Source organism: Frankia sp. AvcI1, from assembly GCF_001420875.1.
Lineage (GTDB): Bacteria > Actinomycetota > Actinomycetes > Frankiales > Frankiaceae > Frankia > Frankia alni.
In genome coordinates this window covers 220,590-235,161 of sequence record NZ_LJFZ01000009.1, presented here as the reverse complement: position 1 = coordinate 235,161, position 14,572 = coordinate 220,590, and the positions used below count along the sequence as shown (strand labels likewise).

The window sequence follows — 14,572 nt, the reverse complement described above, 5'->3', positions numbered from 1 at the left end:
GGTCAGCGCGCCGTCATCCCTCCTCCGGCCGGGAGCTGCTGCTGGTGTGCGGTCCGCGCACCGTCGCCGTGGGCGTGGCCGGGTGCTGGGACAGCTCGGGTGGGGGCGCTNCCGCCGCGCGCCGCGGTCACGGTTGCCGGGGAGGGCCCGGCGGGCAGATGCAGGGCGGCCGGAGCCAGGACGCCGTCTGTAGGGAAGCCGGAGAAGATGTCCATTCGGGCCCAGTGTTGCGCGGTGTACCCGTCCACTGGAGGCGCGTCGCGGATGTGTCGCGCCTTCCTGCACGTCTGGGCAGTGGTCCATTTCTTCGTGGCACCTGATCGTTCTTCCGTCGATCGCGGGTTCGCGGGGTTGGCGAGCGGCCGATTCCTGGTGCGGTCCGGGTCCGGGTAGGGGCCATCGAGATCTGCGGAATGGGAGCGGCATGNCGGAGCACCGCCGCCGCAGGTCGGACGCAGCCTGGCGTAGCCCGGAGCCTGCGGCAGTGGACAGACGGNCGGTCGCTGGACACCGAGTGGGCAGGCCGCTGGCTCGTTGGACATGTTCACCGGCCTCCCTACAGCGTCGAACCTTCACCGGCTGGGGGCGGGCTGCCATGGCCGGTCCCTATTTGAAGACGACGCTGCGCGCCGCGTCCAAAATTTGCGGGCCGAAAATTCCGATGACGGCGAGAGCGAGCGCGGCAAAGAACGCGATCCAGATCACGTTTTCGGTCGTGCTGCCCCGATCCTGCTCCGGATCGTCGGGTGGCTGCCCGAGTTTCGCGAGGTAAAGCGCCCACCAGGAACGGAGGAAGGTGAACATGGCGGTCTCCCCGAAGAGAAGCGACTTCTACAACGACTGTGTGATCTTGTCCATGGCAGGATAGAAAACAAACAAAATGAATCCGGCTGCTATCAGGACGCCCGGGATACTCATCCGTTCGGTGGCGGCGTTGGCGTCGGCTTCGGCGTCCTGACCCTGACGGGTTCGCAGCGCCGCGGCCTTGGCGTCCAGGGACTGGNGGACCCGGGCGCCCTCGGTGCCGGCGAGTGCGACCGCGTCGGCAAGTTCGGTCAATTCGGAAACCTGAAGATCGTTTCCGAGGCGGCCCAGTGCTTCCCACGGACTGATCCGGGTTTCCCGGGCCGTGCGCAGCGCCCGGCGTAGTGCGGCGAACGGCCATCCCCGGCCGATGCCCGCCGCGTCGGTCAGCGCGCTTTCGACGCCTGCGCCGCCGGCGAGCAGGACTTGGATGAGGGAGAGGTAGGCGGACAGGGCGTGGCGGACCGCCGCTCTCTGGCGGCTGGCGTCGGCTTTCACGGTGAGGTCCGGCAGGAGGAATCCGACGACGCCGAGCAGGATCGCGGCGGCGGCGGGCACCGCCCAGGGAAAGGGCCGCCCCCCGGCGACGAAGGCCACGCCGACCACGGATGGGAACAGCAGGCCGGCCAGACCTGCCGTGGCTTTCTCCGCCAGGTGGGCGTCGACGGACCGCCCGAGCACGGCCAGGTCCCGGCGCAGCGCGTCGGTCGGCAGCCCGGCGGCGCGCAGCAGGCCGACGAACGGCCGGCCCGCCCGCACCGCCCAGCCGTCCTGCTCGACCGGCACCGTTGCGGGGGCGGCCGGCGCCGCTGGGGCGGGGTCGAGGCGGGCAAGGACCTCTTCCAGGGACGGCCGGGGTGGGAACAGTCCCACCGCAAGCGCCCACAGGCCGACCCCGACGCCAGCGGCCAGCAACATCAGCAGCACGCTCATCGGCCGTCCCACCCCTCGCCCGCCGGCGTCTGGGACGCGCTTACCGCAGGTGGTGCCGGGTCCTCGCCGTCGAGCAGCCGGCCCGGAGTGGTCATCTTCGACATGCGCTTAAGCCAGGCGAACCCCCCGACGAAGATCGTCCCCACAGCGAGNAGGACCAACTGNCCCACGGCGCTGCTGTACGGGGCGAGGAAACTCCGATTGAAGATCACCAGCCCACCGGCGAACACCAGAGAGGTCACGACGACGACCCGCATCGTGGTCCTCATCCTCGCCCGGCCGACCTCGACCCGCCCCAGCATGTCGACCTGAGCGCGGGCGGTCGCCGCGAGCTGGCCCAGCAGCCCGGACAGCTGCCGCGCCTGATGTTGGCTGGCCAGGATCAGCGCCGCGATCACCAGGTCGGCCAGTGGATCGTCAAGGTCGTCAGCCAGCCCCCGCAGGGCCGATCCGAGCCGCTCGCGGCGGTCGATCCGGGCAGCGAGCGCCGCGACCTCGCCGCGGATCGCCGGCGGGGCGGCGGGCGCAGTCGCCGCGATGGCCTGCTCCAGGCCGGCCGCGGCGGCAAGGGTGTCGCGCAGCTGCTCGGCCCACACCGCGATGCCCTGCATGCGAGCCACCTGGCGGGCCTGGTCACGATCGGGGCCCAGCATCCGAGGCAGGCCGACCACCGCCATCGCGATCAGCAGGCCGCCGACGACCCAGCCCGTGAACGCGCCGGCCAGGATGCCGGCGGCGACCGCCGCGGCGGCCCACCGCCCGACGTGCGGGTCGTCCCGCCACGGCAGGGACCGCCGCCGGCGGGGAGAGCGGGGTGGGTCGTCGGCGGGTACCGCGCGCCAGCCGTAGGCGATGAGCAGCAGGCCGGCGCCGATCCCGAGGCCGAGCAGACCGAACAGGCCGGTCATGACCACCACCCCCGGGAGAGCAGGTCCGGGTCGAATCCGACGTCGACCAGGTCGTCGAGCAGCTCACCGGTCGGCGGGGCGGCCGGCATGGCCCGGCGGTCGGGTCCTGGCCGGTACAGCTCGTTCGTCACCACCTGCGTGCCGTCGGCGTCCACCACCTCCCGCACGCTGGACACCACCCGCCGGCCCCGTTCCCCGCGCGGCTCAGCCAGATGCACCACCACGTGAATCGCACTTGCGATCAGCAGGTTCGTAGCCTCCAGCGGGAGCCGTTCGGGCCCCTGCACCGCATAGCTGGCCAACCTCGTGAACACNCCGCGGNTGGTGGAGCTGTGCAGGGTGGTCATGGAGCCGTCGTTTCCCTGCGACATCGCGTTGAGCATCGGGATGACCTCGGGTCCCCGCACCTCGCCGACGATCACCCGGNCCGGGCTCATCCGTAGCGCGGCCCGGACCAGCTCGGACGCGGAAATCGCGCCCTCGCCCTCGGTGTTGGCCTCGCGGACCTGCATTGCCACCACATCCGGGTGCGCCTGCTCGTTCTCGTCCAGGCCGAGCTCATACACATCCTCGACCGTGACCAGTCGTTCGGACGGCGGGATCTGGTCGGCCAGCGCCAGCAACAGCGTGGTCTTCCCGATCGCGGTCCCCCCGGCCACCACGACGTTCTTCCGCGCCGCCACCAGCGCCGCGAGCAGACCCTCCAACCCGTAGTCGATCGTGCCGTTCGCCCGCAACGCGGACAGAGTCACGTGGCGAAAACGATGCCGGCGGATACTCACGGAAGGCCGCTGAGTGACCGCCATCACCGCGAACACCCGGGACCGGTCCGGCAGGTGGAAGTTGACCAGCGGCGCGCCGCGGTCCCAGCGGCGCTCCTCCACCCCGGCGTGCGCGGCCAGGTCCCGGATCAGGCTGACCAGCTCGCTGTCGGACCCGGTGATCGCGGGCAGCCGGAGGCGGCTGCCGTCCGCCCGGCGGATGAAAACCCGGTCACCGGTGATGTTGATGTTCTCGATGCTGGCGTCGGCCAGCAGCGGTTCCAGCCCGCCGAGCCCGAGGACCTCGGCGAGCACCTCGTGAATGATCCGCTGCTCGTCCTGCGGTGGGAGGACCGCGGCCCCGCGCCCCAGCTCCGCGGTGGTGTGCGCCTCGGTGAGATCCACAAGCACGGACAGGGCGAACGCCTGCCGCGCGTCCGCGGCCAGCGGCGGCGCGCCGGCGTCCTCGTCCGCCCGCAGCCGGGCGGCCAGCGCGGCGCGCAACCCCTCCCGCAGCCGGGCACGCAGCCCGTCGGCGACCGGCCCGCCCCGCGGCGTCAGAAGACCCGGCCAGCCGGCGCCGTTACCGGCTGCTCCGGCCCGGCCGGGTTCGTTCCATGAGGGCGGCGTCATCGCGTCCCCGTCCGCGTAGACGGCAATGCGATCTGTCCGTGCCCATCGGCCGGGACCGCGGACAGCGTGGGGGGCGCGGGCTCGGCCGGCAGGCTGGTAGCGAGATAGTCGGCTATCCCGGTCACCGTCCGGCCCAGCTTCGACCGGCCGATGCCGGTCCGGCTCTGTCGACGGCCAGCCAGCACCCCGGCAGCGGCCGTGTCATAAGGCAGCGGCCCGAGAACCCGCGAGCCGAGTACCCGGGTGATGTCGCGGACCCGGTAGTCCGGTGTCCGGCCCGCCTCAGCGGCCACCACCACATACCACGCCGGTAGCCCCCAGCCCTGCACCACGTGGATGCGGGCCGCCAGGTGTGCCAGCTCGTCGTCGCGCGGTCGGACGACCAGCAGCAGCACGTCGGCGGCGCGCAGCGCCGGCGCTGCTGGGGTCAGCGGGTCCAACCGGCCGCAGTCCACGATCAGCGTCTGGCCGTCGGCCTGCGCCGCGGACCACAGCAGCGACCAGCCCCCGCCGGCGAGCTCACCGAGGACCTGACGGGCATGCTCGGCCCCGGGCGGCGCCGACAGCACCTGAAGGCCCCCGGGCAGCGGTTGGACATGGTCGGCCAGCGGGCGCGGCTGCCCGCCGCCGCGACGGCCGGCAGCGGCCAGCGACACCAGACCCCGCCCCGCGACCAGCCCGAACCGCGCGCCCAGATCACCACCGGCAGGGTCGGCCTCGACCAGCAGCGACTCGCCGCCTTCCGCCGGCCAGCGATCCGCCAACGCGAGCGCCAACGTCGTCGTCCCAGGGCTGCCCTTCAACGACCCCACCGCAATGATCATGTGGGGTTCACCGGCCCTGGCCATGGACGGTGACGACGCCGATCTGCCCAGCCGGCGCCNCCGCCAACGCGTGGGCGTCGGCCTCGGCGAGCTGGAGCGAGACCACCGTCGTCTGCTCGGTGTCCGCCGCCACCACGGCCACGACCGTCGCCGGCCACGACCGGGCCCCGCCCGCCGCCGCGGTCGACACCGCGCTGGTCGCGGGGGCAACGACGACCGTCACCCGCGAGCCGGATGACAGGCCGCTGGGGAACTGGCCGGCCTTCAGCGCGACCGCCGCGATCGCCTCCCCGGACGGCGGGACCTGCGCGACACCGACCGCCGCGCGGCTGAGCACGGTGCCGGCGGGCAGGCTGTAGGCGACCGGCTTGCCCAGCACACTGTCCCGCTCGCCGGCAGGGACGGTGTCGACACCGTCGGCGGCGATCCGCACCTCCCGCACGTCCTCGGCGGCCAGGACATGGCCCACCGTCACCGGACGGGCCAGCACCAGCACCGGCTCCCGCGAACCCACCCGCGCCCCCGCGACCAGACCTGCGACGGCGCAGCCCACCACCAGCACCACACCCAGTAGCAGATACGGAACCCGCCGGCGGCGCCGCGGACCGCCGGTCAGCCGGGCAGGTGGGGCACCACCCGTTCGCCGGCCCGCACGGTCCGGACCGGCCGTCCGCGGGGTCGAGGGCTGGGCCGTCACCATCCGGCACCCCCCGGACCGGACCTGGCACGGCTACCTGGCCCGCTTACTCTGATCATGCCGGTCACGGCTGTCATCACCCACCGCCCGTCGTCAACGCGGGAACGTCGATCACTCTGACTGCGGCCATCGACACGGTCGTCAGCCCCGGGAACGCCCCTGCCTGGCCGGCACCGGCCCAGGTCACGTCCCAGCGCACCGTCGCCGTCACCGCGAACGTCCCACCCGCCTCGTCCAGCGACCGGCGGGTGTAGGTGTGGCCGCAGTCCGGCGAGGCACTCTTCGGATCGGCCCCGGCCGGGAACGGCGTGCCCGGCCCCGTGCAGGTCACCGTCCCGCCATCCCCCAGCGACCAGACCACCTCCACGGGCCTGGCGACCGCGGTCACCGACACCCCACCTGCCGCCGCCGACGCCGCCACCTGCTGCCACCCCGCGGGGTCCAGCCACAGCCACGTTGGCAACCGCACCAGCTGATCCCCGACCGGGCTCATCCCGATCGCCGGACCTGCCAGCCGCAGCTGATTACGCGCCTGCTCCGCCAACGCCTCCGGGTCGGGCGCCGGCGCAGCCCCCGGCGCCGCATCCGGAATCCACACAGGCGCCCGATACAACGCGTCCCGCTCACCACCCGAGGCGCACCGGTAGATGTACCAAGCACCCGGCCCCTGCCCCGGCTGCGACACCACCGGACGCACCGACACCCCCGACGACCGGAGCACCGCCGGCCGCACCACCAGCCCACCCGCAGCCGGCAGCGGATAGGAGGCGGGCCGCACATCGCCAGCGGGCGGCGGCTGATAGTCACTGCGGACATACGCGCAATCCGCCGTCGGCAATGCCGGCGGGTCCAAAGCCCTGTCACCCGGAGGCGCAGGACGCGCCTGTCCGCCGCCTCCACCCGGTGGAGGAACGGCGGGCGAAGGACCGCCATCCGGCACTGGGGCGGCAGCACCGTTGTCCCCGGCGAGTAGGTCGCATCCGGGCTTAGGATTCTGGTTGCAATCCGTTTTGCCGTAGATGCCATCGGCGGCGGCCGGGGTGGCGAACACGCAGATGGTTGCCACCGCGAGCACGGCGAGGACGGCGAGGGCAGCGGTTCTTCTCATTGGCATGTTCCGGCGGTGTCAATCCCGTACTTGGTCACCCGCCATTTACCATCGGTGTGCAGCCGTACCTCGGCGACAATCCGATGCAAGGCCCCCGGGGTGCTGTTCAGCAAAGACCCGTCGGTTCTGTACTGCAACCAGTTCCGGTCATCGCCGCAGTCCTCGATCATCACCGACTTCGGTACGTCTTCCGAACTCACCGACGTCACCCGCGGGTTGTTCACCGGTTCGCCCCTGGCGACCAGACCGTTGTAGTGGTCGGCATACAGGTTGCCGGTGATGACCTGNAACGCGTCACCTGCGGCGTACTGCGACAGATACGGAGCCCGCCAATCGGAGGTGTGGCTGGCCTGCGCGTACGCCTTCCACATCCCGAGGTACGCGGCGANCGCGTCCCGCCNCGCGAGGTCTGCCGGAGACGTCCGCGTCGGGGACGGCGTCCCGCTTGAGAGCGCCGGTGAGGAGACAGCGCTGCTGCTCGCGGCCGGATCAGGCGCGGAACCGCCAGAGCTACAGGCGGCCAGCACCACCACGGCAGCAGTCAGGGCACCGGCGGCGCCCCACCGAGCCCGCTGGCGAAGTCGTGGTGTACGAGCCCGGACCTGCACAGTGCCCACCTCGCAGGAAATTCCAACGAACGGCCAACTCGACCCCGGAAAGGAAAACCCTCCATCTAGGACTACTCCGGCCGCGTTGCATCGCGGCGTTCCCACTGCGCAGTAGGACCGGCATCCCAGCGGGAAATGACTCATTTGGACTAGTCGCTACCACCCGATCGGGCTACTGCACTAGATCGCTGTCACGACCCGAACAGGCGATCTGAGGCGTGCAGAGGACCTCGTCGGGCCGCGGCCATAGGCGGGCAGCAAGCCGCGCCAACGCGGGCACCGCCGACGACTCGCACCACATCCACAGGCGCCCCTCGGCAGCCGCGAACACGCCAAGGCAGGTCGAGCCCGAGGGACACGNCACAGCGAGCCGCGCCGGACCACTTGGGACGATGAGCATCGAGGGCTACTGTTGGCGCATTCCGACTCGCCGTCCGCCACCAGCTTCGGTGCAGGACGAGAGAGGAGCCCAAGCCCTCGTGACGACCAGGCCCAGCCTGCGGGTGGAGCAGGCGGAGCTACGGGCGCGGATGCGCACGGCGGGAATGTCCCACGACGAGATCGCCGTCGAGTTCGCCCGCCGCTACCAGCTGCGCCCCCGCACCGCCTACCGCGTCGCGCACGGCTGGACCCAGACGCAGGCTGCGAACCACATCAACGCCCACGCCGCCCGTACCGGTCTAGACCCCAGCGGCGCCGCCACGATGACCGGCCCGCGGTTGTCGGAGTTGGAGAACTGGCCGCTGCCGAACAACCGCCGCCGGCCAACCCCCCAGATCCTCGCGCTGCTCGCCGAGGTCTACGACACCAGCATCCACAACCTGATCGACCTCGACGACCGTGAACACCTCACCCCCGCCGATAACCTCCTTATCAGCAAGACGACGAAAACTATGCGAGTCAGACCCGAAGAACTACCAAAGCCCAGGGACGCGGCGCAGGTCGAGATAGTCGGAAATGGCATCAGAACGCCCGCTCCGGCGATGGTCTCGCCTGCCGCGGACGTGACCGCTTCCCTTGGCGGCGGGTTTGACCGGCAGGCGGAACTGCTCGACGTCGGCCTTCGGCTGCAATACTTCACAGGACCCTCTACGCAAACGCCCTTTCTCGATTATCTTGACGGTTTCATCGAGGACTGTGTCGCCTCCTATGAGGCGCGGGGCCCAGCGCTTTTGATGCCTCTTGTCGTGCGGCAACGGAAGGGCGTGCAAACCCTCGTCGAGGGCTGGCAGCTGCCCAGGGACCGTATCCGGATGCTGCGGGCCGCTGGGCAACTGTCGGGGCTGGCTGGCTATATGGCGGTGAACCTCGGGGACTTCCCGCTCGCGCGTGCCTACTGCTTGGAGGCGTTCACCCTCGCAGTGGCCGTCGAGGACAGCGATCTGGCGGCCTGGGTACGGGGCACCGAAAGCCTGTGCGCCTACTACGCCGGTGACTACCGGCTGGCGTTAGAACTGGCACGCGAGGGACAGACCCACGCCGCGGGCGGGCCGCAGGCGATCCGGCTGGCGATCAACGGCGAAGCCCGCGCCTTGGGCCAGCTCGGCGACCGCGACGGCGTGCGGGAAGCCGTCGGCCGCGCGTTCGACCTCGCCGAGGACACCGAGCTACCCGAGGGCATGTCGCCGTGCATTTCCTTCGGCGCCTACAGCCTCGCGCGGATCGCGGCGAACGCCGCGACCGCCCACGTCGGCACCGGCGACACCGCCCTCGTCCAGAGCTACGCCCAGACCGCCAGCAGCATGCCGGGCGCCGACCGTTCCCGGTGGAGCGATGTCCTGATCACCCTCGATGTCGCCACCGCGCTGACGGCCGGCGCCGACCCCGAGCCGGAACACAGCGCCACGCTCGGCGTCGAGGCCCTCACCCGCGCCGGTGCCGCCCCGATCGAGTCGATCCGCCAGCGCGGCCAGGAACTCGCCCGCCGCACCGCGCCCTGGCGGACCCTGCCCGCCGTCGCCGAACTCGCCGAAGTGTCCCAGGCACTGCCCCACAGCACGCCGCGGTGAGCGAGCACGACCCGGTCCATGACGACTGGGAACGCTTCCGGGTCCTACCCTCGATGACCGACCACTGGGACCGGCCCGGCTGGACCCCGGGCCGGAGCAGCTTCCACTGGTTCCTGACGTTCGATAGCGCCGCGCTGCGCGNCCTAGCCGCGACCTGCCAGCAGCAGCTGCACGACCTCGCATGTCTCGACCCGGTACCCGCCGACGGGCTGCACCTCACCGTGCGCCGGCTCGCGTTCACCGACGAGATCGACCCCGTCATCCTCACCACAGTCACTTGCCAGGTCGTCGAACAGTGCCGTCACCAGCCTGCGTTCCGGCTGCGGGTCGGCCCNCTGGCCGGATCGAGCGGCGCGGTCCGCTTCACCGTCACCCCCTGGGAACCGCTGATCAGACTGCGGCACGCCGTGGACGACNTGTCCTCCGCCTGCGGCCTGCCCGCCGTCAAGCAGCGTTTCCGTCCGCACGTAGGCATCGCCTACAGCAACCGCGACACACCCGCGGAACCGATCATCCAACGGGTCACGGCGCTGCGAGACCTGCCCCCAGCCGAGGTCTCCGTGACCGATCTTCGGCTGGTACGACTGTACCGCGACGGCCGGACCTACCAGTGGGATACCGTGGCCGTCGTCTCTCTGAGCGCCTAACGCCGGGCGGCGCGGTGATGCACCCGAGGGACTCGATTCTTCCGGGTGCGGACCGCTGACCGGCGGCTCAGGATCGGTGAGGAGCAGCTGAGCGAGGCCAACCAGGACACGCGAGATCTAGGCAAGATCTGCCGGCGCCCGCCAGGTCGAGACGACCCTCGCGGTCCTCACAACGGCGTCGTACTCGGTCATGATNCGACCAGTCGGAATACGGGTTGGGAAGCGCAGCACCCGTCCGTCCTCCTTCTCGATCACGTGTCCGAGGGAGCCGACGAAGTTGTCGCCGAGGTAGCCGGTTTCGTTGATGATCCAGCCCTGGGGGAACTCGATGAGGTTCCAGGGTCGTGTCGGGTCGTTGCTGGGCCGTCCGAGGAGCTGAACCGCGATCTTGCGGGCTGTTGTCGTGTCAATCATCGATGTTCTCCGGGTAGCCCCGGTCGACGATGGCGTCGTAGTCGCGCAGGATCCGGGGGGGCGGGACGAACGAGGGGAAGCACATGATCCGGCCGGGGTTCTTCTCAATGACGTATCCCGCCACGCCCGCGTACTCCTCGGTGAGATGCGCAGTCCGGTTGATCAGCCAGCCCTGGGGGAACTCGTGGAGGCTCCAGGGCTGTTGCGGGTCGTCGGNGGGCCGCNCGAGCAACGCGGCGGCGATCTCATGGGCGCGCGTCTCGTCGATCACAGGTCACCGTCCGGGGCGGCGAGGAGGGCGGCGCCGATCAGTGGCCCGTCCGTGGGGTGGGCGGCGGGGATGAGAACGGCCCGGTCGGCCAGGCGGGGGACCGCGTGGGTCTGTAGTGCGCGCCGGGCGGCGGCGAGGTAGCCGTCATCGGGGCCGGCGGCGCTGAGGGCGGCCTGCGCGAGCCCCCCACCGATGGTGATCACGTCGGGGGCGAGGATGTTGAGGATGGTCGCGGCGGCGATGCCGAGCCAGTGGCCGGCAGCCTCGAACGTGCGCCGGGCCGCACGATCCCCGGCCCGCGACTTGTGGACGAGTTCGGCCAGCGTGGGGACTCTGGTACGTGGGGGCGTGGTGGTGCGCGGCGAGGTGGTGGGCGGGGGTGGGTAGCCGCGGCGGATCGCCCGCGCTCCCGCGAGGGTTTCCACGCAGCCGGTGCGGGAGCACGAGCAGCGCAGCGTGCTGGTGTTGTCGACGAGGATGTGTCCGAGGCCGGCGGGGGTGCCCGGGGCGAGCCGGCCGCCCAGGGCGATGGCGCCGCCGATCCCGGAACCGAGCGCGAAGTGGACGTGAACGCCGTGGCCGCCGCGTCGCTGGTATTCCGCCCAGGTCGCGGCGGCGCCGTCGTTGACGACGTGGACCCGTCCGCGTAGGTCGGGGAAGAAGTCGGCGAGCAAGGTGGGCCAGTGGATGCGGGTGTATCCCTGGATGGCCCCGGCGCGGATCACGGTTCCGTCGGCGTCGATCGCGCCGGCGGTTGCGATCGCGACCCGCTCGGCGTCGACCGCGCCGGTCAGCGCTGCGAGGATGCGTTCCTGCACTGCGTGGAATGTCGGTGTCGGGGGGAGCCGTAGCACGGGTAGCGCGGTGACGATCTGGCAGGGCGGGCCGGTGTCGACGATGGCCTGTTTGATGGCCGACGCGCCGATATCGAAAGCGTGGATCTTCACCGGTGCNCCAGCGTCCAGACGCCCACTCCGATCATCCAGATGATCAGGCCGNTTCGCGCTCCTGTGATCATGGCGAGGTGGACTTCGCGGTGGGGNTGGTGCCGCAGGGCCTGGCGGATCAGGTCCGCGTACCAGGCCAGGAGCAGNCCCATCGCCACACAGACGGTAATCACGATTCCCGCGCTGGTAAGCGTCATCCCGGTTCCCTTCCTTGTTCCCACCCGCGGTGGTCGCGTTCGGTGCCCGCGATCGCCGCGCAGTACCTCTCGTAGATCGCGCCGGCTTGCAGGCTGCGCCGCCAGAAGCCGGCCAGCACCCGCCGCTCCAGATCGCAGGGCGCCACCGTGAACGTCGGCGGTACCGCCCCGGTCAGGCCCGCGGGCCGCAACCGGCCCTGCGTGTCGATGTCTGCCATCACCCCGCTCCCCTCCNCTCCTGTCAGAGGTGTGGCCGCTCCGCCCGCAGGGGCGACAGGCAGAGTGGCCGTCCAGCTACCGGCACACGAGCAGGTACAGGAGGAAGGCCACGCCCAGACCAACCCACACGTAGACCAGCCCCCAGCCGGCCCGGCCCGCTTCGTCGACCGCTTCGCGTACGGCCGGGTCCATCTCCTCCCACCGCGTGTCGTCGTCCAGGTCGACGACCCGCCATCGAGGTCCGCACGATGGCTTCATCGGCGGATCGGTGGGGTGCCGGTGGCCTGGGCCATGAGCCGCCGGTAGACGGCGGGCGGTGTGGTCTCGGAGCCGAGGTGTCCTGGTGGGCTGTGGTAGCCGCTGCCACCGATCGGCAGCAGACGCAGCCCCCCGGCGACATCGTGCAGCCGGCGGCGGGTGTCGTCGTCATGCCGGGGGTGATCAACCTCGATGGCGGACAGGCCGCGTGCCGCCAGATCGGTCAGAAGGTCCACGGGCAGCGACGCGCAGGGGTGCGCGAGTGCGGCGACGCCTCCGGCGCCGCGGACCACGGTCAGCGCCGCGGTGACATCTGGCTNCCGTGAGGCGATGTGGAACGGGCCGCCGACGCCGAGCCAGCCCCGCCCGAGCGCGGCGTCGAGGGTGGGCACGATGCCTGCGGTGACCAGGGCTGCCGCGATGTGCCTGCGGCCCACCGGTCCGCCCTGGGCCTGGGCGGCTACCTGCGGCCAGTCGACCGGATAGCCCTCCATGTGCAACAACCGGACGGCNCGCCGTGCCCGCAGCTCGGCGCTGTCCCGGGCCCGGCCGAGCAGCTCGCTCACCGGCCGATCGTCGGGGTCGAACAGGTAGGCGAGCAGACGGACCGGCCACGGCCGCCCACCGACGACCGCCTGGCAGGAGATCTCCACACCCGGGACCAGCGTCATCCTCGCCGGCAGCACCGCCGCCGCCGGGTCGATCCCCGCCACCGTGTCCCGATCNGTGATCGCGAGAACCTTGACGCCGGCCGTGGCGGCCTGCGCGACCAGCTCGTGCGGCATCAGACTGCCACCAGACGTCGACGTGTACGCGTGAAGATCAATCATGGTGCCGTCCGGTCCTGGACGTGACGGTCGGTATGTTCACGCGCAGGCGAAGGAATGCTCCCCGCGTGCACCTGCTCTCGGCTTCCGCGATCCATGGGCCGATGCCGGGCCGGAGCGGGGCCGGCAGGGACACCCCTACTACCGACCCCCTCCGGATTCTGTTCGCGGCGCGTACCGCGGCGGTCGCCAGCGCGGATCGCAGCTCGATCCGGCTGTACGACGATCGCGCTGGCCCTACCGGTCGACGGCCCGCACGACGGCCGTCGCGGCTGCTCATGCGGCCCGCCAGGCACGCAGGCACACCACCGGGGAACGCAGTCGCAGCGCACCGTGGACGTCGACGGCCCGGTGGCAGGCCGCCTCGAACCGACGCGCCGCCCGCACATCGAGATCGGCCCGCACCGCCGCCACCGGGGACGGCGAGATAGGTGTCGACGCGTACAGGTACTCCTCGACACCCTGATGGTCCAGGTCGTCGGTCATCTCCATCACGGTGACGTCGGCGGGGCGCAGCCCCGGCCGGCCGGTGGACATCACCTCGATCAGCGCGTCCCACGGATGCGGACCCTGGGCCACCGCCGCGCCGACAGCACGGCCGATCCGCCGCGCATCGTCGTCCGTGAGGCCGGGCAGCTCGCAGACGGGCTGACGCAGATGCGCCATCGTCACGGTGAACACGACCTGCCCCGACCGGGTGAGGACCCGGCACGCCTCATCGAGCAGCCGCGTCGGATCCGCCGGCACGATCCCGGAGCCGGCGACCATGTCGACAGCCCCGTCCGCGACGGGTAGCCCCGCCGCCAGGTCCGCCACGACCCGCCCGGCACCCCCACGCTCCGCCGCCCCGACGGCAAGCGACGGCACCAGCGCCACGATCCGCGCGGCCTGGCCCATTCCGGCGACGATGCCCGCCACCAGCGACAGACCACCGTCCGGCAGCATGATCAGCACCCGAGGTCTACGGATCATGACTTGCGGGCGACCGCGCCGTAGACGCTGACCTGCGCGTCCGTAAGGTCCGCCGCGGTCTCACCGGGCCGCCCGCGGTGGGCCAGCACGAGGCCCGGTACGACCAGGTCCAGCCCGTCGAAGAACCGCTCCACCTCGGCACGGGTCCGCAACTGCCCGGCGATGCCCTGCGCCCGGTAGGAGTCGGCTACCTGGGTCGTCTGCTCGGTCGTCATCGGCTGNGCAACCTCTCGGCCTCGGGGAATGTTCAAGATCATGGTTGCAGTCGTCGCGAGGCTGGTCATCCCCCCACGCACGAAGCAACCATTCGCGCCATTGCACGCTGCTGACCAGCGATGATGGTTCACCGACAGACGGCTTCTTCCACCACACGAATCCGGTTTCGGAGATCGCCAAGGACCGTATGCTGGGCGAATGGCCTTGCAAGCGCGTCTACGGGGCAGGGAAACCGACCTTGCTCTGCTCTCGCGGGTCCTGCCCACGGGTGATACTCAGGTCGTCCGTGACGAGGAGGNCTACTACCTCACCTCGACGG

11 protein-coding genes and 4 pseudogenes are annotated in these 14,572 nt (G+C 71.3%); 4 read left to right on the top strand and 11 right to left on the bottom strand.

The annotated features are described in order from the left end of the window. Positions 1 to 606: 606 nt before the first annotated feature. The 8 genes and pseudogenes from UK94_RS12230 to UK94_RS49220 all read right to left on the bottom strand — a co-directional run bounded on the left by UK94_RS12230 (position 607) and on the right by UK94_RS49220 (position 6,029). Positions 607 to 804 carry a hypothetical protein gene (locus UK94_RS12230; protein WP_055749906.1) on the bottom strand — a complete coding sequence of 66 codons (198 nt, stop codon included), beginning with the start codon at positions 802 to 804 and terminating at the stop codon, positions 607 to 609. Positions 805 to 831: 27 nt separating this feature from the next. Further along, positions 832 to 1,003 (bottom strand): annotated as a pseudogene (locus tag UK94_RS49235) (secretion system protein); the annotation flags it as partial. A 1-nt stretch (position 1,004) separates the two neighbouring features. Continuing rightward, positions 1,005 to 1,722, bottom strand: a 718-nt coding sequence (locus tag UK94_RS12225; RefSeq protein WP_235487639.1) for a secretion system protein, incomplete at its 3' end; no start/stop codon positions are given. A gap of 919 nt (positions 1,723 to 2,641) precedes the next feature. Then, on the bottom strand, positions 2,642 to 2,959 hold the full coding sequence (locus tag UK94_RS73590; protein ID WP_268761307.1) for a hypothetical protein: 318 nt from the start codon (positions 2,957 to 2,959) through the stop codon (positions 2,642 to 2,644). 8 nt (positions 2,960 to 2,967) lie between these two features. After that, a pseudogene (locus UK94_RS49225) lies at positions 2,968 to 3,071 on the bottom strand (ATPase, T2SS/T4P/T4SS family); the annotation flags it as partial. Position 3,072: 1 nt separating this feature from the next. Next, the coding region (locus UK94_RS12215; protein ID WP_235487596.1) for an ATPase, T2SS/T4P/T4SS family at positions 3,073 to 4,039 on the bottom strand (967 nt) is incomplete at its 3' end. An 884-nt stretch (positions 4,040 to 4,923) separates the two neighbouring features. Beyond that, positions 4,924 to 5,563, bottom strand: a 640-nt coding sequence (locus tag UK94_RS12205) for an SAF domain-containing protein (protein WP_235487594.1), incomplete at its 3' end; no start/stop codon positions are given. Between the two features lie 73 nt (positions 5,564 to 5,636). Continuing rightward, positions 5,637 to 6,029 (bottom strand): hypothetical protein, encoded by a 393-nt coding sequence (locus UK94_RS49220; protein WP_235487591.1) that lies wholly within the window; start codon positions 6,027 to 6,029, stop codon positions 5,637 to 5,639. A gap of 1,726 nt (positions 6,030 to 7,755) precedes the next feature. Here UK94_RS49220 and UK94_RS49215 point away from each other — a divergent pair. The 4 genes and pseudogenes from UK94_RS49215 to UK94_RS49200 all read left to right on the top strand — a co-directional run. Then, positions 7,756 to 9,285: a hypothetical protein gene (locus UK94_RS49215; protein ID WP_235487589.1), complete on the top strand. Its 1,530-nt coding sequence runs from the start codon at positions 7,756 to 7,758 to the stop codon at positions 9,283 to 9,285. Between the two features lie 221 nt (positions 9,286 to 9,506). Next, positions 9,507 to 9,619: pseudogene (locus tag UK94_RS49210) on the top strand (2'-5' RNA ligase family protein); the annotation flags it as partial. A gap of 1 nt (position 9,620) precedes the next feature. Beyond that, positions 9,621 to 9,701, top strand: a pseudogene (locus UK94_RS49205) (2'-5' RNA ligase family protein); the annotation flags it as partial. Between the two features lies 1 nt (position 9,702). Further along, the coding region (locus UK94_RS49200; protein ID WP_235487587.1) for a 2'-5' RNA ligase family protein at positions 9,703 to 9,932 on the top strand (230 nt) is incomplete at its 5' end. Between the two features lie 2,123 nt (positions 9,933 to 12,055). On the opposite strand, the gene UK94_RS12155 is transcribed toward UK94_RS49200, so the two are convergent. The 3 genes from UK94_RS12155 to UK94_RS12140 all read right to left on the bottom strand — a co-directional run bounded on the left by UK94_RS12155 (position 12,056) and on the right by UK94_RS12140 (position 14,252). After that, on the bottom strand, positions 12,056 to 12,238 hold the full coding sequence (locus UK94_RS12155; protein WP_055749893.1) for a hypothetical protein: 183 nt from the start codon (positions 12,236 to 12,238) through the stop codon (positions 12,056 to 12,058). Between the two features lie 1,103 nt (positions 12,239 to 13,341). Beyond that, the gene (locus UK94_RS12145) at positions 13,342 to 14,037 is read right to left on the bottom strand and encodes a hypothetical protein (RefSeq protein WP_157734212.1); all 696 of its coding nucleotides are present in this window, start codon (positions 14,035 to 14,037) and stop codon (positions 13,342 to 13,344) included. Further along, the gene (locus UK94_RS12140; protein WP_055749890.1) at positions 14,034 to 14,252 is read right to left on the bottom strand and encodes an SAM-dependent methyltransferase; all 219 of its coding nucleotides are present in this window, start codon (positions 14,250 to 14,252) and stop codon (positions 14,034 to 14,036) included. The genes UK94_RS12145 and UK94_RS12140 overlap by 4 nt, the downstream gene beginning before the upstream one ends. Between the last annotated feature and the right edge of the window lie 320 nt (positions 14,253 to 14,572).